This window comes from Streptococcus infantis, from assembly GCF_047464715.1.
GTDB classification, from domain to species: Bacteria; Bacillota; Bacilli; order Lactobacillales; family Streptococcaceae; genus Streptococcus; species Streptococcus infantis_S.
Window position 1 is genome coordinate 162,116 of sequence record NZ_JASHBJ010000002.1, and the last position, 25,766, is coordinate 187,881.

At 41.0% G+C, this 25,766-nt stretch carries 31 protein-coding genes; 1 reads left to right on the forward strand and 30 read right to left on the reverse strand.

Going from position 1 to position 25,766, the window contains the following annotated elements:
• Nucleotides 1–140: 140 nt before the first annotated feature.
• Nucleotides 141–1,415, forward strand: a complete 1,275-nt coding sequence (serS, locus tag QM419_RS05550; protein ID WP_303404161.1) for a serine--tRNA ligase — start codon at nucleotides 141–143, stop codon at nucleotides 1,413–1,415.
• Between the two features lie 93 nt (nucleotides 1,416–1,508).
• Here serS and groL read toward each other — a convergent pair whose 3' ends face one another.
• The 30 genes from groL to QM419_RS05700 form a co-directional block, all read right to left on the reverse strand.
• Nucleotides 1,509–3,128: a chaperonin GroEL gene (gene groL / locus QM419_RS05555; protein WP_414278164.1), complete on the reverse strand. Its 1,620-nt coding sequence runs from the start codon at nucleotides 3,126–3,128 to the stop codon at nucleotides 1,509–1,511.
• Between the two features lie 15 nt (nucleotides 3,129–3,143).
• On the reverse strand, nucleotides 3,144–3,428 hold the full coding sequence (groES, locus tag QM419_RS05560) for a co-chaperone GroES (RefSeq protein ID WP_000917314.1): 285 nt from the start codon (nucleotides 3,426–3,428) through the stop codon (nucleotides 3,144–3,146).
• Nucleotides 3,429–3,564: 136 nt separating this feature from the next.
• Complete coding sequence (locus QM419_RS05565; protein WP_000256768.1) at nucleotides 3,565–3,858, reverse strand: hypothetical protein; 294 nt, start codon at nucleotides 3,856–3,858, stop codon at nucleotides 3,565–3,567.
• 101 nt (nucleotides 3,859–3,959) lie between these two features.
• Entirely contained in the window at nucleotides 3,960–4,814 is an 855-nt protein-coding gene (locus QM419_RS05570; RefSeq protein ID WP_029689583.1) for a PTS system mannose/fructose/sorbose family transporter subunit IID, read from the reverse strand.
• Complete coding sequence (locus tag QM419_RS05575; RefSeq protein WP_214262371.1) at nucleotides 4,798–5,640, reverse strand: PTS mannose/fructose/sorbose/N-acetylgalactosamine transporter subunit IIC; 843 nt, start codon at nucleotides 5,638–5,640, stop codon at nucleotides 4,798–4,800. Before QM419_RS05575 ends, QM419_RS05570 begins: the two co-directional genes overlap by 17 nt.
• A gap of 57 nt (nucleotides 5,641–5,697) precedes the next feature.
• On the reverse strand, nucleotides 5,698–6,192 hold the full coding sequence (locus QM419_RS05580) for a PTS system mannose/fructose/N-acetylgalactosamine-transporter subunit IIB (RefSeq protein WP_195183841.1): 495 nt from the start codon (nucleotides 6,190–6,192) through the stop codon (nucleotides 5,698–5,700).
• 13 nt (nucleotides 6,193–6,205) lie between these two features.
• Nucleotides 6,206–6,640, reverse strand: a complete 435-nt coding sequence (locus QM419_RS05585) for a PTS sugar transporter subunit IIA (protein WP_414278165.1) — start codon at nucleotides 6,638–6,640, stop codon at nucleotides 6,206–6,208.
• 139 nt (nucleotides 6,641–6,779) lie between these two features.
• On the reverse strand, nucleotides 6,780–8,078 hold the full coding sequence (locus QM419_RS05590) for an ABC transporter substrate-binding protein (RefSeq protein ID WP_414254339.1): 1,299 nt from the start codon (nucleotides 8,076–8,078) through the stop codon (nucleotides 6,780–6,782).
• Nucleotides 8,075–8,758 (reverse strand): response regulator transcription factor, encoded by a 684-nt coding sequence (locus QM419_RS05595; RefSeq protein WP_004251853.1) that lies wholly within the window; start codon nucleotides 8,756–8,758, stop codon nucleotides 8,075–8,077. Before QM419_RS05595 ends, QM419_RS05590 begins: the two co-directional genes overlap by 4 nt.
• 6 nt (nucleotides 8,759–8,764) lie before the next feature.
• Nucleotides 8,765–10,081 carry a sensor histidine kinase gene (locus tag QM419_RS05600; protein ID WP_303404158.1) on the reverse strand — a complete coding sequence of 439 codons (1,317 nt, stop codon included), beginning with the start codon at nucleotides 10,079–10,081 and terminating at the stop codon, nucleotides 8,765–8,767.
• Nucleotides 10,081–11,064, reverse strand: coding sequence for a substrate-binding domain-containing protein (locus QM419_RS05605; protein WP_414259547.1), 984 nt, complete (start codon nucleotides 11,062–11,064; stop codon nucleotides 10,081–10,083). Before QM419_RS05605 ends, QM419_RS05600 begins: the two co-directional genes overlap by 1 nt.
• A 185-nt stretch (nucleotides 11,065–11,249) precedes the next feature.
• Complete coding sequence (locus tag QM419_RS05610) at nucleotides 11,250–11,645, reverse strand: single-stranded DNA-binding protein (protein WP_414278166.1); 396 nt, start codon at nucleotides 11,643–11,645, stop codon at nucleotides 11,250–11,252.
• A gap of 75 nt (nucleotides 11,646–11,720) precedes the next feature.
• Nucleotides 11,721–12,482 (reverse strand): SDR family NAD(P)-dependent oxidoreductase, encoded by a 762-nt coding sequence (locus QM419_RS05615; protein ID WP_414278167.1) that lies wholly within the window; start codon nucleotides 12,480–12,482, stop codon nucleotides 11,721–11,723.
• A 41-nt stretch (nucleotides 12,483–12,523) separates the two neighbouring features.
• A complete protein-coding gene (gene ytpR, locus QM419_RS05620; protein WP_414278168.1) occupies nucleotides 12,524–13,150 on the reverse strand; it encodes a YtpR family tRNA-binding protein in 627 nt (208 codons plus the stop codon).
• A gap of 9 nt (nucleotides 13,151–13,159) precedes the next feature.
• Entirely contained in the window at nucleotides 13,160–13,477 is a 318-nt protein-coding gene (locus QM419_RS05625; RefSeq protein WP_414278169.1) for a thioredoxin family protein, read from the reverse strand.
• Nucleotides 13,474–13,764, reverse strand: a complete 291-nt coding sequence (locus QM419_RS05630; RefSeq protein ID WP_024053819.1) for a DUF4651 domain-containing protein — start codon at nucleotides 13,762–13,764, stop codon at nucleotides 13,474–13,476. Before QM419_RS05630 ends, QM419_RS05625 begins: the two co-directional genes overlap by 4 nt.
• A 75-nt stretch (nucleotides 13,765–13,839) precedes the next feature.
• Nucleotides 13,840–14,094 carry a DUF1912 family protein gene (locus tag QM419_RS05635; protein WP_414278170.1) on the reverse strand — a complete coding sequence of 85 codons (255 nt, stop codon included), beginning with the start codon at nucleotides 14,092–14,094 and terminating at the stop codon, nucleotides 13,840–13,842.
• 9 nt (nucleotides 14,095–14,103) lie between these two features.
• Nucleotides 14,104–15,438, reverse strand: a complete 1,335-nt coding sequence (locus QM419_RS05640) for a DUF438 domain-containing protein (protein ID WP_414278171.1) — start codon at nucleotides 15,436–15,438, stop codon at nucleotides 14,104–14,106.
• On the reverse strand, nucleotides 15,438–15,671 hold the full coding sequence (locus tag QM419_RS05645) for a DUF1858 domain-containing protein (protein WP_000368732.1): 234 nt from the start codon (nucleotides 15,669–15,671) through the stop codon (nucleotides 15,438–15,440). Before QM419_RS05645 ends, QM419_RS05640 begins: the two co-directional genes overlap by 1 nt.
• 102 nt (nucleotides 15,672–15,773) lie before the next feature.
• Entirely contained in the window at nucleotides 15,774–16,553 is a 780-nt protein-coding gene (locus tag QM419_RS05650; protein ID WP_414278172.1) for a hypothetical protein, read from the reverse strand.
• Nucleotides 16,554–16,699: 146 nt separating this feature from the next.
• Nucleotides 16,700–17,050: a 30S ribosome-binding factor RbfA gene (rbfA, locus tag QM419_RS05655; protein ID WP_414278173.1), complete on the reverse strand. Its 351-nt coding sequence runs from the start codon at nucleotides 17,048–17,050 to the stop codon at nucleotides 16,700–16,702.
• Nucleotides 17,051–17,299: 249 nt separating this feature from the next.
• On the reverse strand, nucleotides 17,300–20,041 hold the full coding sequence (infB, locus tag QM419_RS05660) for a translation initiation factor IF-2 (protein ID WP_414278174.1): 2,742 nt from the start codon (nucleotides 20,039–20,041) through the stop codon (nucleotides 17,300–17,302).
• 16 nt (nucleotides 20,042–20,057) lie between these two features.
• Nucleotides 20,058–20,357: a YlxQ-related RNA-binding protein gene (locus tag QM419_RS05665; protein ID WP_178895425.1), complete on the reverse strand. Its 300-nt coding sequence runs from the start codon at nucleotides 20,355–20,357 to the stop codon at nucleotides 20,058–20,060.
• Nucleotides 20,350–20,643 (reverse strand): RNase P modulator RnpM, encoded by a 294-nt coding sequence (gene rnpM / locus QM419_RS05670; RefSeq protein ID WP_006144965.1) that lies wholly within the window; start codon nucleotides 20,641–20,643, stop codon nucleotides 20,350–20,352. The genes QM419_RS05665 and rnpM overlap by 8 nt, the downstream gene beginning before the upstream one ends.
• 21 nt (nucleotides 20,644–20,664) lie before the next feature.
• Nucleotides 20,665–21,801 carry a transcription termination factor NusA gene (gene nusA / locus QM419_RS05675; RefSeq protein WP_006144963.1) on the reverse strand — a complete coding sequence of 379 codons (1,137 nt, stop codon included), beginning with the start codon at nucleotides 21,799–21,801 and terminating at the stop codon, nucleotides 20,665–20,667.
• Between the two features lie 42 nt (nucleotides 21,802–21,843).
• Nucleotides 21,844–22,323: a ribosome maturation factor RimP gene (gene rimP / locus QM419_RS05680; RefSeq protein WP_004251813.1), complete on the reverse strand. Its 480-nt coding sequence runs from the start codon at nucleotides 22,321–22,323 to the stop codon at nucleotides 21,844–21,846.
• 128 nt (nucleotides 22,324–22,451) lie between these two features.
• Entirely contained in the window at nucleotides 22,452–23,087 is a 636-nt protein-coding gene (trmB, locus tag QM419_RS05685; protein WP_414278175.1) for a tRNA (guanosine(46)-N7)-methyltransferase TrmB, read from the reverse strand.
• A complete protein-coding gene (gene ccrZ / locus QM419_RS05690; RefSeq protein WP_414278176.1) occupies nucleotides 23,084–23,878 on the reverse strand; it encodes a cell cycle regulator CcrZ in 795 nt (264 codons plus the stop codon). The genes trmB and ccrZ overlap by 4 nt, the downstream gene beginning before the upstream one ends.
• Before the next feature lie 47 nt (nucleotides 23,879–23,925).
• Nucleotides 23,926–24,975 (reverse strand): ABC transporter permease, encoded by a 1,050-nt coding sequence (locus QM419_RS05695; protein WP_414278177.1) that lies wholly within the window; start codon nucleotides 24,973–24,975, stop codon nucleotides 23,926–23,928.
• The gene (locus QM419_RS05700; RefSeq protein WP_414278178.1) at nucleotides 24,972–25,703 is read right to left on the reverse strand and encodes an ABC transporter ATP-binding protein; all 732 of its coding nucleotides are present in this window, start codon (nucleotides 25,701–25,703) and stop codon (nucleotides 24,972–24,974) included. The genes QM419_RS05695 and QM419_RS05700 overlap by 4 nt, the downstream gene beginning before the upstream one ends.
• Nucleotides 25,704–25,766 lie beyond the last annotated feature (63 nt).

Here is a 25,766-nt window from a genome sequence, read left to right on the forward strand (position 1 = left end):
CAGATAGGAGAGATAGGTGAAATTCTACCGTTGTTTTAAATCAAATACAGAATCAAGTGCACACCTGTGAAGTTGGATGGAACCGTGGCTCTGCCACTCCAACGCTTTGTCAGGTGTGCTTTTTTCATAAAGGAGTTTATATGTTAGATATCAAACGTATTCGTACAGACTTTGATGCTGTCGCAGAAAAATTGGCTACACGTGGTGTAGATGCTGCTATCTTGAACGAGATGAAAGAAATCGATGCTAAACGTCGTGACATCTTGGTTAAGGTTGAAACCCTCAAGGCAGAGCGTAACACAGTTTCTGCTGAGATTGCTCAAGCTAAGCGCAACAAGGAAAATGCCGATGACAAGATTGCTGCCATGCAAACTCTCTCTGCAGAGGTCAAAGCACTCGATGCTGAGTTGGCAGAAATTGACGCTAAATTAACAGAATTTACCACTACTCTTCCAAACATCCCCGCTGACAGCGTGCCTATCGGTGCAGACGAAGATGATAACGTAGAAGTTCGCCGTTGGGGAACTCCTCGCGAGTTCGACTTTGAACCAAAAGCTCACTGGGATCTAGGTGAAGACCTCGGTATTCTTGACTGGGAACGTGGTGGAAAAGTAACTGGAGCGCGCTTCCTCTTCTATAAAGGCCTTGGAGCTCGTTTGGAACGTGCTATTTACAACTTTATGCTAGATGAGCATGGTAAGGAAGGCTATACAGAAGTCATCACACCTTACATGGTTAACCATGATTCTATGTTTGGTACTGGTCAATATCCAAAATTCAAGGAAGATACTTTTGAGCTCAGTGATACCAACTATGTCCTCATTCCTACAGCTGAAGTACCTTTGACTAACTACTATCGTGATGAAATTCTTGACGGAAAAGACTTGCCAATCTACTTTACTGCTATGAGTCCATCATTCCGTTCTGAAGCTGGTTCAGCTGGTCGCGATACTCGTGGATTGATCCGTTTGCACCAATTCCACAAGGTTGAAATGGTGAAATTTGCTAAACCTGAAGAATCATACGAAGAATTGGAAAAGATGACAGCCAACGCTGAAAACATCCTTCAAAAACTCAACCTTCCATACCGCGTAGTTGCTCTTTCTACAGGAGACATGGGCTTCTCAGCTGCTAAGACTTACGACTTGGAAGTTTGGATTCCAGCACAAAATACTTACCGTGAAATCTCAAGCTGTTCAAACACAGAAGATTTCCAAGCTCGTCGTGCCCAAATCCGTTACCGTGATGAAGCCGATGGTAAGGTTAAACTTCTCCACACCTTGAATGGTTCTGGACTTGCTGTTGGACGTACCGTCGCTGCTATTCTTGAAAACTATCAAAACGAAGATGGTTCTGTTACTATTCCTGAAGTCCTTCGTCCATATATGGGTGGAGCTGAAGTTATCAAACCATAAAATAAACAAGAGGAAGCATAACTTCCTCTTTTGCATTTCATGTAAAAAAACAGGTAGAAAATCTTTCATCTCTACCTGTTATTTTTATATTCTCTAGTAACCACCCATCATTGATGGATCCATAGCTGGAGCTGGTGCTACAGGTTCTGGTTTATTAGCCACAACTGCTTCTGTTGTCAAGATAAGACTTGCTACTGATGCTGCGTTTTGAAGGGCTGAACGGCTAACCTTAACAGGATCGATAATTCCTGCTTCAATCATGTTGACCCATTCACCTGTTGCAGCGTTGAAGCCTGTACCAGCTTCTGCATTTTTCAAACGATCAATAACGATTGAACCTTCATAGCCTGCGTTGTAGGCAATTTGACGAACTGGCTCTTCTAAGGCACGAAGAACAATATTGCGACCTGTTGCTTCATCGCCTTCTAATTCCAAGGCAGCGACAGCTGAGATAACATTAACAAGGGCAGTACCACCACCTGCAACGATACCTTCTTCAACAGCTGCACGTGTCGCGTTAAGAGCATCTTCAATACGGAGTTTCATTTCTTTCAACTCAGTTTCAGTTGCAGCACCAACCTTGATAACTGCTACGCCACCTGACAATTTGGCCAAACGTTCTTGGAGTTTTTCACGGTCAAATTCTGATGTTGTTGTTTCAATTTGAGACTTGATGACAGCGACACGGTTAGCAATTGCTTCAGGATTTCCCGCACCTTCTACAATAACAGTACTATCTTTATCTACAGTCACTCTCGCTGCTTGACCAAGCGCTTCAATAGTAGCATCTTTCAATTCAAGACCAAGATCTTCTGTGATAACAGTTCCGCCTGTCAAGATAGCGATATCTTCCAACATAGCCTTACGACGGTCCCCAAAGCCAGGAGCCTTAACAGCAACGACGTTGAAGGTTCCACGAATCTTGTTCAAAACAAGAGTTGGAAGAGCTTCACCGTCAACATCATCTGCAATAATCAAGAGTGGACGGCTACTTTGAAGAATACTTTCTAGAAGTGGTAAAATTTCTTGGATATTTGAGATTTTCTTATCAGTGATTAAAATGTATGGATTTTCAAGGTCTGCAACCATTTTTTCATTGTCAGTGACCATGTACTGTGATAGATAACCACGATCGAATTGCATTCCTTCTACAACCTCAAGCTCTGTTTCCATACCACGTGATTCTTCAATAGTGATAACTCCATCTTTACCAACTTTTTCCATGGCTTCAGAGATGTATTCACCCACTTTTTCAGAGCGAGAGGATACGGCAGCGACTTGTGCGATTGCTTCCTTGCTTGATACTGGAATGGCATTGTTCTTCAAGGCTTCTACAGCAGTTGCAACTGCTGCTTCAATCCCACGACGGATACCGATTGGGTTTGCTCCTGCTGTAACGTTCTTGATTCCTTCACGAACGATGGCTTGGGTCAAGACAGTTGCAGTGGTTGTCCCGTCACCAGCAATATCGTTGGTTTTAGAAGCTACTTCTGATACCAATTTGGCACCCATATTTTCAAAATGGTCTTCTAGTTCAATTTCTTTAGCGATTGTCACCCCATCATTGGTAATCAATGGTGAACCAAATGATTTTTCAAGAACAACGTTACGGCCTTTAGGTCCCAAGGTCACTTTAACAGTATCAGCTAGGATATCAACGCCACGGACCATTGCTGAGCGTGCATCAGATGAAAATTTAATCTCTTTTGACATACTTATTTCCTCCTATTATTCTTCCACAATTGCTAAGATGTTAGCCTCACCAACGATGACATATTTTTCATCACCATCTTTGACTTCAATACCCGCATGAGCTTCGACTAAAACTTGATCTCCAACTTTTACACTTGGAGCAACTAGTTCACCGCTCAAGGTACGAACACCTTGTCCAATAGCTACTACTTTAGCTGTTTTTGTTTTTTCTTGGGCTGATCCTGCAAGGACAAAGCCACCAACTGTTTGTTCTTTTTCTTCAATTTTCAAGACCACGCGGTCTCCTAATGGTTTCAACATCTGCTTTCCTCCATAAGATAATCATATTATTAGCACTCTTTGCATACGAGTGCTAAACCATAGTTCTATTGTATCACTTAGTCAGAAATAGTCAAGAAAAAAACACCTCAAAAATGAAAGAGATGTTCCTTTAATATTAATTGAGAATCGTCAACTTTTGATTGAAATCATCGATAACCTTTTGGAGATTGATCCGCCCGCGGTAGATACCATATCCAAAAACCACCATTCCTAATATTCCAATCAAGGCAAGTAAAATTCCGAAAATTAAGAGTGGGAGGAAGGTTTTATGAAAAAGATAAATCAATACCACACCAATACTAGCAGTGATAAAGAGCAAACTGAACCAACGACCCAAATTTTCAAGCATGTGGCGTTGATACTTAATTTCTGTTTCATATCCATTAACAAGTTCTTGTTTTGTAACCATGAAAATCCTCCTGATAAAAATTGAGAATGAAGTGTAAGAGAAGGAGATTAGTCTACTTCATTCTCAAAATTTTTACTAGTAAATATTGGGTTCTCTTGACCTTAGTAATTAAGATGTGGGTCAAAGATACCTAGAGCAACACCAATTAAGGCAACAACAACTAGAATTAACATGACTTTGTTTGGTGAAACTTTTTTCTTAGACATCAACCACCAGCAAATAGTGATGAAGGTTGCTGTCAAGAGACCTGGATAAACACCATCAATCTTTTCTTGAATTTTAAGGAAGGCTTCTCCGTTAGCATTTTTGAATTCGAGTGCTGTTGTAACAGAGACCCAAGTCGCTGCTACGGCACCAATAACCATACCACCAACAACGCTGATCGCTTTACGAAGAGCTTGTCCTTTTGGTCCTACAAGAAATTCAACGGCTTTATCCCCTAATTGATACCCTTTAAAGAAGGCAAAGCGCATACCAAAGTAGACTAGGAAATTCCACACGACGATGTAGAAGATAGCACCAGCGACGTTACCACCTTTTGAAAGACCAAGTGCAATCCCCAAAAGAACTGGAATCAAGGTACCAACTATCAAAGAGTCACCAATACCAGCGATTGGTCCCATCAAACCGGCACGCATCCCATTGATGGTTTCACCATCTACTGCATCTCCATTTGCACGCGCTTCTTCCAAACCAGCTGTAATCCCTACAACAAGGGATCCAAGTTGCGGTTCAGTATTGAAAAAGGCGGTATAGGTTTGCATGGCATCTTTTTGTTCTTCTTTTGTATCATACATCTCTTCTACAATTGGAAGCATTGAAGTTAAGTACCCGAAGGTTTGCATGTGTTCTTGAGAGAAACAAGTCAAATGGCCATAATACCAATGATGAAATGCTTTTGCTAATGTTTTCTTTGAAATTTTCTTTCTATCAGCCATCTTAAATATCCTCCTCATCATCGTCTACGTACACCACTCCAGCCGGAGCTACTTTCATAGATTTAATCACTTCAAGTTCATAGTAGATTACTGCAAAGATTAATGAAACAACAGCACTAGCTACCAAGTTCAATCCTAGAGATTTAGCCAAAGTAAATCCAACAAAGAATGGAATGAAGTCAGTTGCTTTTGTAACAATTTGTTTCAACAAGATAGCAATACCGACACATGGGAGAAGGGCTCCAACTGTAAAGAGGGCTTTCATCCAGAAACCATCCATAGGAAGGTAAAGTTTCATCAAATCAACCATGTTTTCACCATATTTGGTGATAATCATAGTTGGAAGGAAAGAGAAGAGGAAGTGAGAAATCCAAGGATAAACCCAGTCAACTGCGTAGAGTTTTTTGAAGTTTCCTTCTTCAACGGCTTTCCAACCAATATGTTGCCAAAGCAAGTTCATTGTAGCTGTACCGTAGAAAAGAACAGTACCGATTGTCCCAACGGCTGCACCGATTGGAGCTGCAGCTGCTGCAATTCCAGCTTCGTCTGTGATGTGATTTGCATGCACAAACAAGATAGCAAGAGGAACACCGATATAAGAGATTGCACGAACGTCGGCAGATACGGTTCCACCAGGTGTTACCAAGGCGATATAAACGACTTGAAGGGCAACCCCGACCATAATACCGGTTGTCACATCTCCAAGAATTAAACCTGAGATCAACCCACCAATCAAGGGACGACCGAGTGTATAGTTCCCGATACTGGAACCACCCATACCAGGCATTGAAGACAAGCTGGCGAAAACTGCAAGCAAGATTGCTTGAATCCATGAAATTGTCATAACAAACGCTCCTTTTTGTTTGTAAATTTATTTACCTAACTAATAAAACTGTTAGGTTTAAAAACCAAATTTAGATTTGAAATCGTCCCAGTAACCAATCGAAACATCAGGCAACAATTGGAATTTAACCTTGTAACCTGTTGCCTGGATAGCCTGAAAGGCTTCTGCTTCTTCCTGTGTGATAGATTGGTTATTACCCAATTTCACTGCACCAGGTCGATCATTTGCAGGGCCAACGATGATTTCTTTAACATCTCCTGGGACAAAACCTTGATCCACCAAAATTTCCTTCATATCGATTGGGTTTTTGGTAATCAAGAAGTACCGACTGTCAGATTCCGTTACTTTTGCTGACTTTTCTTTAAAGGCTTCTTTTGTCCATACAAAGGTTTTCTTGTCTGATGCTCCTTTGTAAGCTTGGATCAAAACCTTGTTTGATGCTGCTGCATCGTTTACAGCAATCAAACCATCACATGGTTTTTCTTTTGCCCAGCGTGTGACTGTTTGACCGTGAATCATGCGATCATCAATCCGTACAAATGTTACTACCATAAGGTACCTCCTATTAAATATCATCATCTTCTTCAACACTAGTGGCTGAAACTTCAAAAGGTTGTAGTGCAGATTGTGCTTCCGATAAGATAGTTGCTGACAAATCGTCTCCATCCAACACATCCTTCATCACAACTGCTGTCAAGGCCATGGTGAGGTTCATCCCACCAAGGATCAAAGCTCCATCTAGCTTTCCAGCTTCTTCTAGGACAGTGGTTGCTGTAGTTAATGGACTACCACCTACAATATCTGCCAAGACCAGCACAGAATCATCTGCTGTCAATTCTAAAATGCTCTCTCTAAAATCAACTGCAAAGTCATCAACGGATTTTCCTTCTTTAAGTCCAACTGCGATGACCTGATTCATCTTGTCACCAGCAAACATAGCTAGCGATGTTTTTAGCCCTTCTGCCAATCCACCATGACTGACTAAAATGAGGTATTTCATTTTGCTACGCCTCCTTTATTTGACTCTATTGTAGATTATTTGGAAGCGCTTTTACATTGTCAAATGTCACATTATAAACATGACATTTAGCAACAAAAAAATGACATCTGTCACTTGACACGATGTCATCTTATTTTCTTTAAACTCCTACCTGAAGACTACTTTCAATCTCCCTTTGAATTTGTGGCAGGCGATTCTCAACATCCTGATTGCGTAAAGCATTGCTAATCAAATAGTCCAGCTTTTCTAACACTTCTTTGGATACATTTTTGGGACTACTCTCAACAGCTTGTTCCATGATACGATTCAAGGTCTGATTGGTTAAGGAGTCCGTGCCAAAATCATCTACCTGTAGAAGGTCTTTACTAGACTGACTTTGGACCACCTGTGGCATAACGGAAATCCCTTGAGATTGAGCAAAGAGGAGTTGTTGAATTTCTGGATCTTCTGTCAACACTCGCATCAATTCCCAAGCCAACTTTGAATGAGGAGTCCGTGCCGACATGGCAAAAGAAGTAGTCGTAACCAAAGTCGCCTTGGTGGTTTTTGACTTAGCAGGCATAGGAATACAGGTCCAGGTGAAGTTTGAATATTTGGAAACATGATAGGGATAAGGTTTATAAGTCCTATATTGAGCCAAAGTCATGGGGTAAAACGCTACTTTCCCCTGGTCAAAATCTTTGGAACTCACCTTATAGTTCTTATTCAGCTCTTCCAATTTTTGTAAAAAAGTCAAAGATTCTTTGACTTCTGGAGCCGTAAGTTTGAGCATCCCACCTTGAAAGAGACTACCCCCATTTGCTGCCAAAGCTTCTTTCCAGGTATATTCTGTACTCCCAAACTGATCCAATTGACCATCTCCATTGGTATCTTTGGTTAGTTTTTTACAAATTGTATAGAACTCTTCCAAGCTCCAACCTTCTTTGGGAACCTCAATGCCTTCTTTATCCAGCAAATCTTTATTGACACACATCAAAATAGGATTACTCTCATATGGCAAGGCATAGGTTTGCCCCTGATAGACACCTGATTCAAATGCAACAGGATAAAAAGCAACTTGGTCTTCTTTATTCATATAGCCGTTTAACTTTTCTAAAACGCCACGTGCCGCCAATAAGGACAAATCTTTCTCAGAAACCATAAACACATCAGGGGTCTTTCCTGATACAATTTTTTCTGAGAGCCAGTTTGAATATTCCGACTGCGGAATTCCATTTTCATATTCCACACGGACATTAGGATGGGATTTTTCAAATTTTTGAATCGCAAGATCCAATGCATGGGAACGTTGACTGGTCGGTACATCCCAACTAGAGCCTGCATAAACTCCTATATGAAGAACGGTCGGTTGCTGTTTCCACCAATAAAAACCAGCACTCAAAGAGAGCATAAAAAGGAGACAAATCCCTAAACAAAGTTGCTTTCGCTTCAATTTCATTCCGTATTTCCTTTTGAAAAATCACGTCGGGTCACTCCTGTTTGGACTGACCAAATCGCTAATTGCGTTCGATCTCTTAGGTTTAATTTCGACAAAATCGTTGATAAGTAATTACGAACAGTTCCTTCTGATAAGAAGAGTTTAGCCGCAATCTCTTTATTTGACTCACCATAGCCAATCTCTTGGATAATGCGCCATTCCGTCGTACTCAAATCCTTAACGTTATCCTCATCCACAGCAATAGAGAAATTTGATTTGGCCATTTGTGAGAAAATTTGAAAGACCTTGCTTGCGATATCAGGGTTGATCATTGCTCCTCCCTGATGCACCACCTTAATAGCTTCATAAAGCTCCTCTGTCGAGGCTCCTTTTAAGAGATACCCTGAAGCACCATACTTGAGCGCACTATAGATAAATTCATCATCGTCAAAGGTTGTTAAAATAATAATTTTGATATCCGGATAGTGCTCTTTTACTTCTTTTGTAGCCAAAACCCCATCCATGCCTGGCATCCGAATATCCATTAAGATTAAATCCGGATGCGAGTGTGGAATGCTAGACAAGACATGATTCCCATCTTCCACTGTGGCTACCACTTCAATATCTGAGTAGGCCGACAAAATAATTTTCAGAGATTCTCGAATCAAGGACTGGTCATCCGCCACCATTACTTTTATCATCATCTCTTATCTCCCTTCTTTATATTTTGGTAAACTAACACGTGTGAAAAATCCATCGCGACTTTCAAATTGAAGCTGGCCTCCTAGAATTGAAATACGCTCCATCATCTGTTTGAGTCCGTAGCCATAGGTCAAGGTTTCAAACCCAACTCCATTATCCTGCAACTCAATCATGTAATCTTCTTCGTCCTCAAAAAAATGGAGGTCCATGTGGCTGGCATGACCGTGGCGAACCGCATTAGTCATAGACTCTTGTATCACACGAAAGATTGTATCTTCAATCATGACGTCCATATCGACATCGATCCATTCATAGTTGAGATTAACTTGCAAGTTTGAAAGAATTTGGTACTCGCGGATTGTCTTTTCTAAAGCATCTTTGAGAGTTCGTCCCTCAAGAGCTCCTGGACGAAGGCGATTGAGAGAGCCTCTTACATCCTGGATTCCTTCACGGACGACTTCTGATACGTTTTTTACCTGCTCTTTGGCACGACTTGGATTGATATCAATCAAGACCCCGACAGCATCTAAACCTGCTGAAATCCCTGTTAACGCGTGTCCCAAGGTATCGTGAATCTCCCGAGCAATCCGCTTACGCTCCCGATCCTCTGCAATCTTCTCAGATAAGGCCATATAGTTGTTCAACTCGGTATTAACCTTGGACACCATGGCCAGCTCTTGTTCAACTTCATGGTTTTCCGCAAGGACATTCATGATATAAAATAAAAGTGAAATAATGAAGAGTACCATATTCAAGGCGTAGAGGGAATTCTTTAAGAAAAAGGCCAAAATACGGATAGATTCAGGATAAAAATGAATATAGGTATCAAGAGAAGGAATCGGGAAGAAAAGCGAAAAGACGTCTGAATTAGTTACAAGGAGCATCAAGAAGCTCACTAGGATAAAGGCAAACCAATACTTCCGATCTCTCTTGGTATTCAACTCTTTGGAGCCATAGAAGATATCCGCAAAAACCAAGAGAATGAGCCCGTTATAAGCTATGTTCTGAACCCACATCAAAAGTAGCATCAGGAGAATCTCCAGAAGATTCCTCTTATCAAAAATAGACCATCGACTTGTTTGAGGTCTATAACGACTCATTGATATTAAGGCAATCCCAGCAAATAAGATTGCTGACAACCAAAAAGTCGTAGATGGAGCAAAAGGAATACGCTCTAGGCGCTCCAATAATAGAGAGGCTTGGCGTTGAGCGATGATATAGTTGGTTGCTTGAAGATAGATGATGCTGTTGAGCATAACAGCAATAAAATTCACGACCATAAGAATGGCCAAACTGTATCGAACACCTCTAAACTTTCTCATTACTGCCACCCATTCACATCAAACTGATCAATGTTTTCCTTTGTCATCATTTTAACTGGAATGATCACCTCTTTGGTATAGCTCTTCCCTTCAGAAATATCTTGGATAACTTCCATAACACGGTCTCCCATCTTCAAGGGAGATTGAGCAACGGTTCCCACTACATCATCTGTCGAATGCAACAAGGATTTCATATCTGGTGAGCCATCGATTCCATAAATTGCAATGGACTGGCTATTTCCTTGCTCCTTAATTGCAGCTAAAGCTCCTATAGCCGAGCGGTCATTTAAGGCAACCAAGGTATCAATTTCAACCCCTGATTGTAAAAAATTCTGGACAGCCGGCATGGCGATCTCCGTTTGCCCCTTGGTTTCTAGTTCCGATACAATCTGATAAGAACTGTGCCCCTCTATAGTGTCTTTAAACCCCTGAATCCGCATATCTGCTGAAACAGTCCCCTTATGCTCCAAAAGGAGGACCCGAGCGCTAGAGGAACGTTTCATCAGCTCTTTAGCAATCAATACTCCCGCTTGGTAGTTATCAGATACAATACTTGCATCGGGCTTAAAATTTTTCAGTTGGGTATCGACTGCAATGATTTTAATTCCTTGTTTTCTAGCTTTTTCAAGAGCAGTTAAAATGGACTGACTATCCCCCTTGACCGGATTGATCACAATCACATCAACTTTTTGAGCACAAAAATCATCAATCTGCTGGCTCTGCCTTTCTTCATCCAATTCTGGATCTCGGACGCAAACAAGAGCTCCTCTTTCATCGGAAATTCGACTAATTTCCGAATGAATACTTTTATAGAACTCATTGTTCATGGTCATATAGGTTACACCAATTTTAGTCTGATCCTTGATGCCACTTGTTTGACAACGGCCAAAAATCCAAAAGAGAATACAGACCACTGGAATCATCAGTAATATACGCTTTATCAGCCATTTCAACAATTCTTTTTTCTCTTTATTTCCCTTCAAATTTTATTCCTTTTCTGAAAATTTTGAATATATATTACTTTATTCTACTACTTTTTCAAAAAAAGTGCTTGATTTTATTGTACAAGTACATTTATTTGACCTATCTTAAGAAGTAATTTCCGAACAATATAACTAGAAAAATAGAAAAAGCCGGTCTATTGACGAACCAGCTTTCTTTATTATTACTAGAAGGGAAGTTCCTCCTCTTCCAAAACCAGATCTGCTAAGTCTTGACCTGCATTGTTTTCACGCATAGCACGTTGAGCACGACTTTCCAAAAGTTGGAAGCCTGTGGCGAGAACTTCGGTCACATAGTTGGTCTGACCATTCTTCTCAAACTTACGGGTACGGAGCTCCCCATCTACAGAAATGAGACTGCCTTTAGTCGCGTAGCTAGCCAAGGTTTCAGCCAGTTTGCCCCAGACAACAATATTGATGAAGTCAGCTTCACGTTCCCCATTTTGGTCCTTGAAACGACGGTTAATAGCAATAGTCGCACGAGCCACTGACTTGTCATTGTTGGTTTTGTGCAATTCTGGTGTTGCAACGATTCTTCCAATAAGAACAACTTTATTATACATTTTTCATCCTCCTACTTATCTATTCGAAGGAAAAGAAAAAAAGTTACAACATTTGTAACTTTTTTTAAAATAATATTAATCTCTGTGAATTGTAAACCCAGTAGCTTGTTGATTAGCCATGATTGTCATATCTGTGATTTGTACACGACGTGGTTGACTGGTCACATAAACTACTGCATCAGCGATATCTTGCGCTTGCAAGGCCTCAAGCCCCTGGTAAACAGTCGCAGCCCGTGCTTCATCTCTATGAAAACGTACCTTAGAAAAATCCGTCTCTACAATTCCAGGTTGAATAGTGGTCACCTTGATATCTGTAGCAATGGTGTCAATCCGAATCCCATCTGAAAATGTTTTGACTGCAGCCTTGGTTGCTGAATAGACTGCTGCACCCGCATAGGCATAAATACCTGCGGTTGAACCCATATTAATGATATGGCCTTGATTTGTAGTCACCATGGAAGGCAAGAGGCGACGCGTAACCGCCATTAAGCCCTTGACATTGGTATCCAGCATGGTCAACATATCCAACTCATCATAGTCCTGATATGGAGCTAAACCTAAAGCAAGTCCAGCGTTATTAACTAAAACATCAATCGAACCTACTGCTTCAAGAATATCTGAACAAACCGTTTTAACCATTGTCATATCGGTTACATCTAGCGGAAAGATCCAGACTTTTTGATTTGGAAAGGCTTCTGTGAACTCAGCTTGGAGAGCTTGGAGTCTTTCTGTTCGACGCCCTGTGAGTACAACATTCTCACCTTTCTCTAGATATGCACGCGCAATAGCTTCACCAATACCTGACGTTGCACCTGTAATGACTACATTTTTTGCCATCTTATTTTCCTCAAGCGAACAGCATAGATAACTGTTACGGATTAAGCTGTCCAATGTTTAGCTGGATTGAACGGAGTCCCAACAATTTGGTCGTCTGCCAATTCAATGACACCACGTTTTTGTGGAGCATTTGGTAAGGCAAGTTCACGAGGACTACACATCATCCCAAAACTCTTTTCTCCACGAAGTTCCCCTGGAAAAATGAGATTGCCTTTTGGCATCATGGCTCCAGGAAGAGCTACAATGGTTTTCAAGCCGACACGCGCATTGGGAGCACCCGCAACGATTTGTACTGTTTTATCATTTCCAACAGCAACTTGGCAGATATTCAAGTGATCACTATCTGGATGCGCAACCATTTCTACAATCTCACCAACCACAAATTTTGGTTCCTTGTCATTGATGATTTCTTCCGTAAACCCTTGAGCCTGTAGTTCTTGATTCAAACGAGCCACTTGGTCGTCTGTTAGAAATACTTGGCCACGATTCTCAATCTCAAATAAGCTAGAAACTTCAAAAATATTCCAAGCGACAGTTTCACCAGTTTCTTTTAGAAAAACACGCGCAATATTGCCTTTACGCTCAGCATCTAGCTTGGCGTCACCACTGTTTTTCACGATGACCATAAAGACATCGCCTACATATTCTTTATTATATGTAAAAATCATTCTTTTCTCCTATTTCAAACCTGCTAAAAAGTCATTGATTTGCTCCTTGGTTTTACGGTCACGATTGACAAAACGCCCAATCTCCATGTCCTTATCTAATACAACAAGACTAGGAATTCCGTAAACATCCCAAAGTTTAGCAAGTTCCATGTACTCATCTCGGTCTACTCGTATAAAGGTAAACTCTGGATTTGATTCTTCAATCTCTGGCAAGACAGGATAGATAAAACGACAATCGCCACACCAATCCGCAACAAAAAGGAAGACCTTCTTGCCATCCTGCTCTACTAGATTTGCTAATTCTTCTATATTTTTAGGAGAAATCATAAGACTTCCTCCTCGTAGATGAGATCTTCATCTTCATAGACAAAGGTATAGTGACGACCATCTTCAAAAATGACACCACCAACAAGACGTTCTAGGCTACTTTCGTATACTTGGACATAGAGAGTCCCAATCTCACCCATTTCTGAGAAATAGTCACGCACAATAGCAGTCAACTCTTCCTGTGTTTTCATGAGTTTGTGATCATCGGCTACTTTCTTAGCTCCAAAGGCAAGTGCTCCAAGCCCTGCCACGACTAAACCTGTTTTAATAATATTTTTCGTTTTCATGCTAACATTGTAACACAAAAAGGCTCAAGGAACAATGAAAAAGGGAGTCCTACTCCCCTTTCTAATTTCTAAACATTAATAATTTCTCTCGCCAAACAAACCTTCCGGTAAATCATGGAATCCCTTGCCTGTCTTGAAGTTTTCAAATTTACCTAGTAAGAACTGGTAGGCGTCCAAGCGACTTTCGTAGCGAATCATGGCATTTTTAGCGCGCTCATCTTGATCTTCTTCATAGACCTTTTGACTTTCCTTGTGTGCCATATCGTTAATCATGATTTGGGTATTAACCCAGGCTTCGAATTCCTTCATAAATTCTTGCTCGTAACTCATTTTTTCTCCTTATTCTATTCCTCGATAGTAGTCTGTATCAATCTCACGGTAGGGTTGGATGTCCTGAACATACTCCAAGACTCCTTGAAACTCTCCGTCTTCATCGTGTACCGCAGCATAAGTGATATGGACAAACTTGCCCCGTGACTCCGACTTGAACCACATCTCGTACTTGTCCTTTTTTCCTTCACGAAGACCTTTCATAATGGTTTTTACCTTATCAAGGTACTTGGGTGGGTGACAAAGCTCAACATTACGTCCTACTTGAGACGGTGTCCGCTTGAAAATCATCTCATCCGCTGGTGTATTGTCATTATAATACTGGAAGATATCATCCTTATTGACAAAGGTAATCTCCATAGGCAGATGATTGAGGATAAGATTGGCTTGTTCAACTGAAAGATAGCCATTTCCAAAAGCCTGTTGGCTATTGCGATCCAGCACTACTTCCTTTTTCTTAGGTGTAAAGGTAATAGTAAACTGCCCTTCTGGCGTATCAATCACTTGCTGAACTTGTCCATCTACAGTTTCTGGCTGAGTTGGTTCTTCTACACTTTTTTCCTCAACAAAACTTTGACGTTCTGGAACCCATTTCTCAGACGGACGGATAATGGCATATCCATAGGCGTCACTTTCCTCAGCAATCTGAATCCAGTCATCCTGAGTAAAGGATTCAAGCAGAATCATGAGAAGGATTGATTCTTCCTTAAAAATCATACTTTCAAACTCTGTCGCAAAAGCTTCAAAAGCTTCCTTTACGGTGGAAATTGGTACTTCTGGGAGCGACTTGGTTGTCGCTAAAGCTGTTTGAAAGAGTTCCCTAATCTGATCATCAACTCCCCACATGACTTTGGGAGGTGAATCATGTCCATAACGTTCCATGATAGGAAAAAAGAGCTCTTCCTTGCGCTGGTAGTGGATATCAAATTGCCCAACAAGCCCCATCTGACGTACCAACCCTTTGCGCATCTCAACCAGCATTTCCTCATCGTCCACAGACTCATAAGTCGAGAGCAATCTACGGACCCGAATCAAGGCAGCACGGAGTGCTAGATTTTCATCCTTAAAGACTCGCACAGGGTGACCAGGATGCTCGGCATCCTCAACTTCTACGCCCTTAACAGCATTTTTAAAAAGATTGGCATGCACATCACAGAGTTCCATGACATCTTCAAAGGTTACGCCTGAGTCAGAGTTCATCAACTCGTGCTCCATAAGGGAAATCTCAATAGCAGATACACCTGTAAAGGTTGCATCAAAACGCTCCTGAACGGATTCAGGAGAGGCTCCATTATGCAATTCTAATAAAATATCCCGAAGGACATGAATTCGTTCATCTGCCATTAGTCTAATCCAATCACTTCGTAACCATTTGCTTCCAGTGTGCGTACAATCTTGTCCATAGGAGTTCCTTCGAGCTTAGATCCCTGTTTGAGCGATACTTTGCGACCGACTGTATTGCGCATCAAGGGATTTGCAAGAGGCTTAAAACCGAGTTCTACTAGGATATCTAAAACTTCTGGATGCTTGTCCACCACTTCCGCAACAGGAATTGATACATCGATTATATTGTCCATGAGAACCTCCATGAGTCTATTTCTAATCATTTAACTATTTTTATTATACCACAAGGACTAGGATAAAAAAACTAGCAGTACAAGTCTGCTAGTTTCTTCATATCAGTCAGCTTCGATCACCTCAGCCTCTTTTCGAATAATTGCCATATCATTTTGATATTGCACTTCAGAATAATTCACTAATTTGGATAATTCTTTTTGCAATCTTTCACCCATGGGTTTCATAGTCGCATAGGTTAATCCCCCTGAAATAACCCCACCTAGAATAGGAATCGCTTTTCCCATTCCCTTTGCCAAGCCTCTCCTTGTAAGAGTAACCCCAAAAATTTTCATAACCTTTTTTAAAATAGGGTACCAACCAGCCTTGCCTACGGCTTTCTGAGGCACTGTGGTCATTACATGTTTAGCGACTGTAACACCACCAGAACGAAGCAAGGCACCCGCTCCGTTTACCCCAAGCATGACCCCTAAATAAAGTAATAGTGTGTTTTTAGCTTCTTCACTTAAGTCATTTCTTGATGCCCAAAGATCATTAAATCCATAAATATATCCCAATTCTTGGGCTAATTTCAAGGAAAAAGCATAAAACTGAGCTACATCCGTTGGAATAGTAAGCGCCATTAGAATACCTCCAGGTAGACCTGCTAGAACAGATGTTCCACTTGCTCGTAAAACATTATCCTTTATGCAGGACCTGGCTACCCTATCTAAGGTTTCCTGGGGTAATAATGAAGGAGGACCTTGTTCTAACAATTTGGCAATATCCTTCTTATCTAATTCTTTAGAAAACTTCTCAACTAAAAATTTTTCTCTATTTACTTTCACGACAGGAAGATTTACAACTTGTTGTAAAACTTTTATAGCTATATCTTGTTTAGCCATCTATATCTCCATTTTTCATTCAAGTCCAGCTTTATCATATCATACTCTTAGAGATTAATACATTTTTTTAACCGACTTTTAAGAAGGGCAATTAGTTAATCTATCGTCATGTTTAAAGTAACAAAAAAGAGGGTTTCCCCTCTTTCTTAGTTCTTATCCAGATTGCGTAACATTTCGTCAATCTTGTTTCCATACTCGATGGATTCGTCTTTGACGAAGGTCAAGTCTGGAATTTTATACAATTTCAAATTGTGACCAAGCTCACGTTTGATAGTACCAGTTGCTTTTTCAAGTCCGACTTGAGCTTTCTGATTATCTGAGGCAAGGTTACTCAAAATAGTGTAGTAGACCTTAGCAACAGACAAGTCACCTAGCATCTGAACATCTGTGATGGTCACACCTTGGACACGGGGATCACGGACTTTCTTTTGCAAAATCTCATTGACTTCGCGCTTGATTTCCATGCCCACACGATCCGTACGGAAATGATTTGCCATGCTATTCCTTTCTCTCTATTGAACCAAAAGCTAGGCCAGCAGACCTAGCTTTTTCTAAACTTATTGATTTTCAATTCAAATTGGAACGAAGTTCAATTTGAACTCATCGGCTTCTTTCGCCGTGGTGAAAGTGATTGAGCTGATAATTCAGTTCAATCACTGGGAATTTTTGAGACTCTAGGCTCAAAAATAAGCAATGAAACATCGGTTTGCTTGCGTCCCTCACCACCTAAGAAAGGAGCAAAAATCTTATCTCTTGATTTCTTCCATGACATAGGCCTCAATCACATCATCCATCTTGATATCGTTGTAGCCATCAATCATGAGACCACCTTCACGGCCGTTTGTAACTTCTTTGACGTCATCTTTATAGTGTTTCAAACTTGCAAGTTCACCATCGTAAATAACGACACCGTCACGAATAACACGGACTTTAGAGTCACGGGTAACTTTACCGCTAGTAACCATAAATCCACCGATTGTTCCCACTTTAGACACTTTGAAGGTTTCACGGATAATTGCTTCACCGATAACTTTTTCTTCAAATTCTGGATCAAGCATACCTTTCATGGCTTCTTCCATCTCTTCGATAACCTTGTAGATGATGCTGTGGAGACGGATTTCTACATCGTCTGCTTCTGCTTGTTGACGAGCTTGTGGTGTAGGACGTACGTTGAAACCAATGATAAAGGCATTTGAAGCTTCAGCAAGAGTAACGTCAGATTCGTTGATGGCACCAACTGCTGAGTGGACGATGGTAACTTTTACACCTTCCACATCAATCTTTTGAAGGGAAGCAGCAAGGGCTTCAACTGAACCTTGAACGTCGGCTTTGATGATGACGTTAACAGACTTAAGTTCACCAGCTTTAAGAGTGTCAAAAAGATTTTCTAGGCTGACACGTTGTGTAGCTTGACGTTGCTTCATAAGAGCACGTTTAGCACGTTCTTCACCAGCTGCACGAGCAGATTTTTCATCTTCGTATACAGCAAAGTGATCACCCGCCATAGGTGCTTCATTCAAACCTGTAATAGATACTGGTGTTGATGGTCCTGCAACCTTAACACGACGTCCAAGGTCATTGGTCATGGCACGGACACGTCCGAAAGTATTACCAACAACGATTGGGTCTTGAACGTTCAAAGTACCTTGTTGAACAAGGAGGGTTGCAACCGCACCTTTTCCTTTATCCAAACGGGCTTCGATAACGGTACCGATGGCGCGAACGGTTGGGTCTGCTTTGAGTTCTTGGATTTCAGCCACAAGAAGAACAGTCTCCAAGAGTTCATCGATATTTTGGTTGAATTTAGCTGAGATCTCTACAAACTCAGAATCTCCACCCCAAGCTGTTGACATAACACCGTGTTCAGCCAATTCACCGATAACGCGCTCTGGGTTTGCACCTGGTTTATCAATCTTGTTAATAGCAACGATAATTGGAACATTAGCTGCTTTTGAGTGGTTAATGGCTTCGATAGTCTGAGGCATAACCCCGTCATCTGCCGCTACAACTAGGATAGTAATATCGGTAACAGAAGCACCACGTGCACGCATGGAAGTAAAGGCCGCGTGTCCTGGTGTATCAAGGAAGGTAATCTTCTTACCATTTTCCTCAATCTGATAGGCACCGATATGCTGAGTGATACCCCCAGCTTCTCCTGTCGCAACACGTGAATTACGTAGAGTATCCAAAAGGGTTGTTTTACCATGGTCAACGTGTCCCATGATTGTTACAACTGGTGGACGTTCAACCAACTCATCCTCATTCAGATAATCATCTTCTACGAAGAAACGTTCGATATCGGCATTGTCCACTTCAACCTTTTGTTTAGCTTCAATTCCGTAATCAACCATAAGGAGTTCAATTGTTTCACCATCCAGAGATTGGTTTTGAGTGGCCATAACGCCCATCATAAATAGTTTCTTAACAATCTCAGCTGGTTCACGTTTGATACGTTTTGCGATTTCCGCAACAGTCATACCATCTGTATATTCAAATTCTGTTGGCAATTCATGGAATTTACGCTCTGTAACAGGTTTTGGAGTCTGGTTACGGTTGTTTTGCTTGTTGCCTTTTTTATTTTTCTTATTGTTATTCCAGTTACTATTTCTTTGATTTCTCACTTGATTCTGACTACTTCGATTCTTTTGTTGTTTTCTAGGACCATCTTCTTCACGATCGTAATCATCACGATCTTTGTCTGGTCGGGCTTGTTTTTTACGACGTGTATCCACTACAGGCTCTTTGACTACAGGAGCTACTTCAACCACTTGCTGAGTTTGTTCAGCTAGCTTAGCAGCTTCTTCAAAGATTTCCTCTGGTTCTTTGCGTTTATTAGCTTGAGCCAAGGCTTCTTTGGCAACTTGAGACTGTTTGAAGCGTTCCTCACTTGAGCGTGCGTATTCTGCATTTTGCTCAGCCTTCAGAGCTGCTGCTCGAGCTTTAAAGTCAATACGAGGACCAGCTTGGTTTGGACGATTATCAGTTTGTTGACGATAATCATTGCCACGATTTCCTTGGCCTTGTGGTTTCTTCCCTTGGTCGTTAAAACGGCGATTGTCACGGTTTCCTTGACCAGGTTTCCCACCATTACGGTTATCGTTCTTTTGACGATTACCGTTTTGTTGTTGATCGCGGTTGTTACCCTTATTTTGCTTGCGTCGTTCTGCTTGCTCTTTGGCACGCGCTTCACGTTCCGCCTTAAAGTTTCGACTCTGTGGTCTTGCAGCTACAACTTTTTCTTCCTTTGGAGTTGCTGGCGTTTCAGATTTCTTTTCCACCTTCGCTTCACTTGCTTTTGGTGCTACAGGTTTTGCTTCTGCTTTAGGGGCAGCAGGCTTAAAGCTAGCAACGATTTTTTCAGCAGCATCAGCTTCAACGCTTGACGAGTGGCTCTTCACCTCCAAGCCCAACTCTTTTGCACGCGCTACAACTTCCTTACTTTCTTTTCCAAGTTCTTTTGCGATTTCGTACAATCTTTTCTTAGACAAATCATGTCCTCCTCTTCTATTCCATAAGAGACCTCATTTTCTTTGTAAATCCAGCATCTGTCACAGCTAAAACCTTTCTTGATTTCCCAACTGCTATGCTTAATTCCAGTGTTGAAAACACGGTTACAACTTCTACTTGATAATAGTGACTTTTATCTTGAATCTTCTTGGTCAGGTTGGGGGCAGCATCATGCGCTAGAAATACCAGCTTGGCTTTCTGTTCCTGAATGGCTTTGACAACCATTTCTTCACCCGAGATAATTTTCCCTGCTCGTTGAGCAAGTCCCAAGAGATTACTTACTTTTTGTTTATTCAAGTCCTAACTCTCTTCTTTTCACTTTGTGATCAACATAAGCAATCAACTCGTCATAAAAACTTTCTTCAACTTCCATGTTAAAGCTACGGTTAAAGACTTTTTTCTTTTTAGCCTCTAGGGCTTCTGCATTGTCTAGCTTGATATAAGCGCCACGGCCATTAGCCTTGCCTGTCGGGTCGATAAAGACCTCTCCTTCTTTGTTCTTGACAATACGGAGTAAATCTCGCTTATCAATTACTTCGTTGGAAACAACAGACTTGCGCAAAGGGATTTTTCTTGTTTTCATCTTTCCCTCCTCTTGCAGCTTTTATTCTTCAGTCAATTCGTCTGTGTCAGCGAAATCAACTTGACCTGCTTCTTCCATAGCTTCAAATTCACTTGCAGACTTGATATCGATACGGTATCCAGTCAAGTGAGCCGCCAAGCGAACGTTTTGTCCACGACGACCGATTGCAAGTGATAGTTTGTTATCTGGCACAACGACCAAGGCACGTTTGCTGTCATTTTCATCAAAGATAACTTGGTCAACTTCGGCAGGAGCAATGGCATTGTAGATAAATTCAGCTGGATCTGCTACCCACTCGATAACATCGATATTTTCTTCTACAGGTACCATGCGGTCGCTCTTAGCATCGTAACGAGCTGGGTGGAATTTGCTAGTGATTTTCTTGATGTTTGCACCACCGCGTCCAACGATTGTTCCGATAGCGTCAACGTTAGGATTGTGGCTACGAACCGCAACTTTCGTGCGATCACCTGCTTCACGGGCTACGCTCATGATTTCAACGGTTCCGTCGTAAACTTCTGGAATTTCTTGTTCCATCAAACGTTTGATCATTTCTGGATGGCTACGACTTACAAAGACGTTAACTCCACGAGGGTTGTCTTCCACTTTGTAGACATAAACTTCGATACGATCGTGGGAAGCAAACACTTCTCCAGGAATTTGGTCTTGTTTTGACAATTGAGCTTCGATGCTTCCAAGGTTGACGTAAATGAAGCGGTTGTCAAAACGTTCAACTGTACCTGACATGATTTCTTGTTCATGCTCTTTGTAAGTATTGTAGGTAATGGCACGTGTTTGCTTACGCATTTTCTCCATGATGGTTTGTTTTGCAGATTGGGCTGCTACACGACCAAACTCTCCTGGTGCTTCTTCAAATTTGATTTTATCACCAAGCTCATAGGCTGAATTAATGGCAAGGGCATCTTTTAAACTGATTTCCAAACGGCTATCAAATACTTCATCAACAACTTCACGGACAGTATAGACAGTAAAGTCACCTGTTTTTTCGTTGAAGTCAATAGCTACGCTATCTGATTGACCATAGCGTCTACGGTAAGCAGAACGAAGTGATTCTACCACTGCGTCGATGATATCTTCTTTCTTGATTCCCTTGTCTTCTTCCAAAATGCGGAAGGCCTCTAGCATTTCTTTACTCATGTTCTTTTTACTTTTGAATTCTCAAAAGCTATCCTTTCTTTTCTATAATTTTACTGCTAAACGTGCTTTTGATACCAAGTTATATGGAATTTGGACTGTTTTCTTGCGCGTTTTATCCATATATTCCATAGTCAACTCATCCTCTTCAAAGGACAACAAGGTTCCTTCAAAAACCTTTTGCTTGTCGATGGCTTGATAGAGCCCGACATGGATGTATTTCCCAACCGCTCCAGCGACTGCTTCCTTAGTTTTCAAAGGACGCTCCAATCCTGGACTGGTAATTTCTAGGAAATATTGTTCTGGGAAGGGATCAGGCTTGATGGTATCAAGAACAGGACTGATAATTTCAGTCAAGTCTGCCGTATCATTCAAGGTGATTCCTTCAGGCTTGTCTACAAAAATACTAAGAATCATGTCACTGCCAATCTTTCCGTACTCAATATCTACGAGTTCAAAAGGAGCTTCAATAACAGGTTCTACGACTTCTCTGACTAATTCAACGATCGTTGCGATTGCGTCCACCTCCTCATAAGCAAGAGGCGAAGATGTCTCCCCGCCTCTCTTTCTTATATTCTTGTTATCAAGTATAGCACTTTTTAGTACTAATGTAAAGCATAAGCACTCAAACAGCTTGATTTCAAGCTTTTTTCTTAAAATTCTGCCTCAACTCGATAGATGACTTGACCTTTGCTTGAGAACTTTTGCTCATACTCAGTCATGACATTTCCTTCAAAATCGCTGGCATGTAAATCAAGCCAAACACCATTTAGCTTCATACCATATTGTGAAAAGCTCACTAAACTATATTCAAACAAGCCACGATTATCTGTCTTGAAATGAATTTCACCATGTTCAGGCAAGATTCGCTTAAAGGTATCCAAGAAGCTCTTGTAGGTCAAACGACGTTTCTCATGACGTTTTTTAGGCCATGGATCCGAGAAATTCAAATACAAGCGGTCGATTTCGCCATCTTCAAAATAATTGGTCAATTCTGAACCATCAACCCATAGAAGTTTGATATTTGGAACTCCAACTTCTAGCACCTTGTCCAAGGCATAGCTTAATACAGATTTCTGAATATCAATCCCGATATAGTTGATATCCGGATTTTGTTTGGCCATTCCTGTTACAAAAGCACCTTTGCCGCTACCCACCTCTACATGGATTGGATTGTCATTGCCAAACAAATCTCGCCACTTACCTTTATCCTCTGTGGGATTTAAAACAACGTACTGCGGATTAGCCTCTAGCAGTTCTGTTGCACCTTTACGATTTCTAACTCTCATTTTTTCTTTCCATACTTATCTCGGAAGCTACGCAAAGCATAGATTTCCCGATTTACATTATCCAAATCTTGATTTTCATAGTATTTAGTAATGAGGCTCAAAAATGACAGTTGAGCGTACCAATATAACTTATTCAAAACAGTTTGATTATACTTATAGCCATAATTAGTTAGCCACTCTTGCCATTGATACTCTGGAATATAGTGACAGAGCAGATAGGCCACATCAAACATACGATCAGTCAAGCGAACGGAATCCCAATCTACTAAATAAATCAAGCCACTCTCTGTCTCAAACCAGTTGCTATGACGGACATCCCCATGGACTATAGTTGCATAATCTTCTCTAAAGCCAGGAAGATTTTCACGCAAGTCACCTAGAACCATACGTAGATACTGATTATTTTTCAAAGCATCCGGAGCCTTGTTTACCCATGACTGAAGTAAATCCGAAGGTGTTTCCATTGCATATCCCAAGCGTGTCAACTGGGTCATTAAGGGACGTGAACGATGTAAACGTGTCAAAATATCGATAATTTGTTTACGGTTCATATCTCCTGGCGTCAAAATGTTTCCTGTCAACCACTCCTGAGCGGACATATCACGGCCGTCTGGTAAACGACGGCTCCAGAGCAATTGTGGTGCAATTTGCTCTCTAGCTAAACCAGGTAGGATTGGAGAAGTATTCATTTTTATAAAAACACGTTTTCCATCAGGATAACTTCCCATATAAGCTTTCCCGCTCTTCCCAGATATCGGGGTTAGCGTTAGCTCAATATCACCCAAGTCCATTTTTTTCCTCCGAATAAAGTTTCCTTATTATTCTACTAATTTTTATGCTATTCGTCAACCAATCTTCTCAGTTGATATGGCAAATAAAGATATTGCAATACAAGGCCTGCTCCCACAAGGACTAAAACTAGAATTTTGTCCTTGAAAACAAGCAATCCTAAGAGACTTTCCAAGGCTAGGACAAACATGCCAATCACTCTCAAGATTTCCTTCAAACCTCTCTCTTTTTGCCCCTTTCCTACTGGAAATAGCTGCGTCAGATATTGATAGTCAAAGGCATGATAGAGGGCTAGAAGCTGGAATAACAAAAGGTAATTGAATAAAATTACAATTGCAACTGCAATCCAGGATTGCTCAATAAAGACGAGAGCTGATAAGGATAGGATTAGCAGTCGCAGACTAAGGGCGAATAAATCTCCATTTCTCAGATAGGAGCGAAGATAAAGATTCTGCCAGATTTTCCCCGGTACTTTCTGAACTCCTTTGAGAATAAAGTCCAGATAAGCTCGACGCTTAACACTGTTTGAAATTCCCTTAACCTGGGTAAAGAGGGCAAAAAACCGAAGCAAGAACTGCTTGCGTTTGCTTTCCTGGGCAATGACAAAATCCCAATCAAGTCCATTTGCAAGAATAAATTTGCTGGATTTCCGACGAAAAATCACGTATTTTGCGATTCCCAAGACAAGGAGATAGACTCCAAAAATCGGCAAACCAAGACCCATGGCTAGAAATAAAGGGGCAAAAAGGAGTAAAAAGAGAGTCTGTACACTGACCCAAAAGATGAAAGAGACCAGACTTTGCTTCTGGATGTGTTCTCTCACTTCTTCTTCAGCAACTAAAAGAAATAGTTTGTCAGGTGCTTCTAGATAGGTCGCAATACCACCCCAAAGCAAAAGTAAAATAGATATAATCCCAATCAAAATTAGGATTGGGAAATAATTCTCAGGAAAGTGTTGGAGCAACTGGTTGTACTGGTAGGCCAAAAATCCTAACAACACCAACAAAAATAAGACAAAATGATCATTGAGCACATAACGAAGGTAGCCCAAGCATTCCTTGCGAAATTCCTGCTTTCGTTTTAAAAACAAGTCCTTCATAGCTCCTCCTCTTTGGTCAGAGCCAAATAGATATCATTGAGGCTTGCTTCTGGCATGGCAAAAGCTTCTCGAAGTTGTTGTAGATTTCCTTGAGCCCTCACTTGACCTTTATGGAGAATGACAAAAGAGTCACACATTTTTTCAGCTGAATCAAGGACATGGGTACTCATGAGGATGGACTTTCCTTTTTTCTTTTCCGCTTCTAGAAGTTGAATCAAGTCTGAAATCGCCAAGGGATCAAGACCAAGAAAAGGTTCGTCTACGATAAAGAGACTTGGATCAACGACAAAGGCACAGATAATCATAACCTTTTGTTTCATCCCTTTGGAAAAATGAACCGGAAACCAGTCTAATTTTTGATCCAAACGAAACATTTTTAAAAGGGGCTCTACACGTTCAAAAGCGATACTCTGTTCAACACCATAAGCCATAGCGACTGTCTCAATATGTTCTCTGAGAGTCAATTCCTCGTACAAGCTAGGAGTTTCAGGAATATAGCCAATCTTCTTGCGATAGCTCGTAGCATCCTCACGTAGAGTTAAACCATCAATTTTAATCTCCCCACTGTAGGGTGTCAAGAGGCCAATAATCTCATTGATAGTAGTTGATTTACCTGCACCATTCAAACCAATCAAACCAACCAACTGTCCACTCTCTACTGTAAAAGATACATCCTTCAAGACAGGTACATGAACATAGCCTCCTGTCAGGTTTTTAATTTCTAACATATTTTCTCCGAATCTGGTATAATGTAGCTATATTATATCAAAATTCAATACACTAGAGGTGGT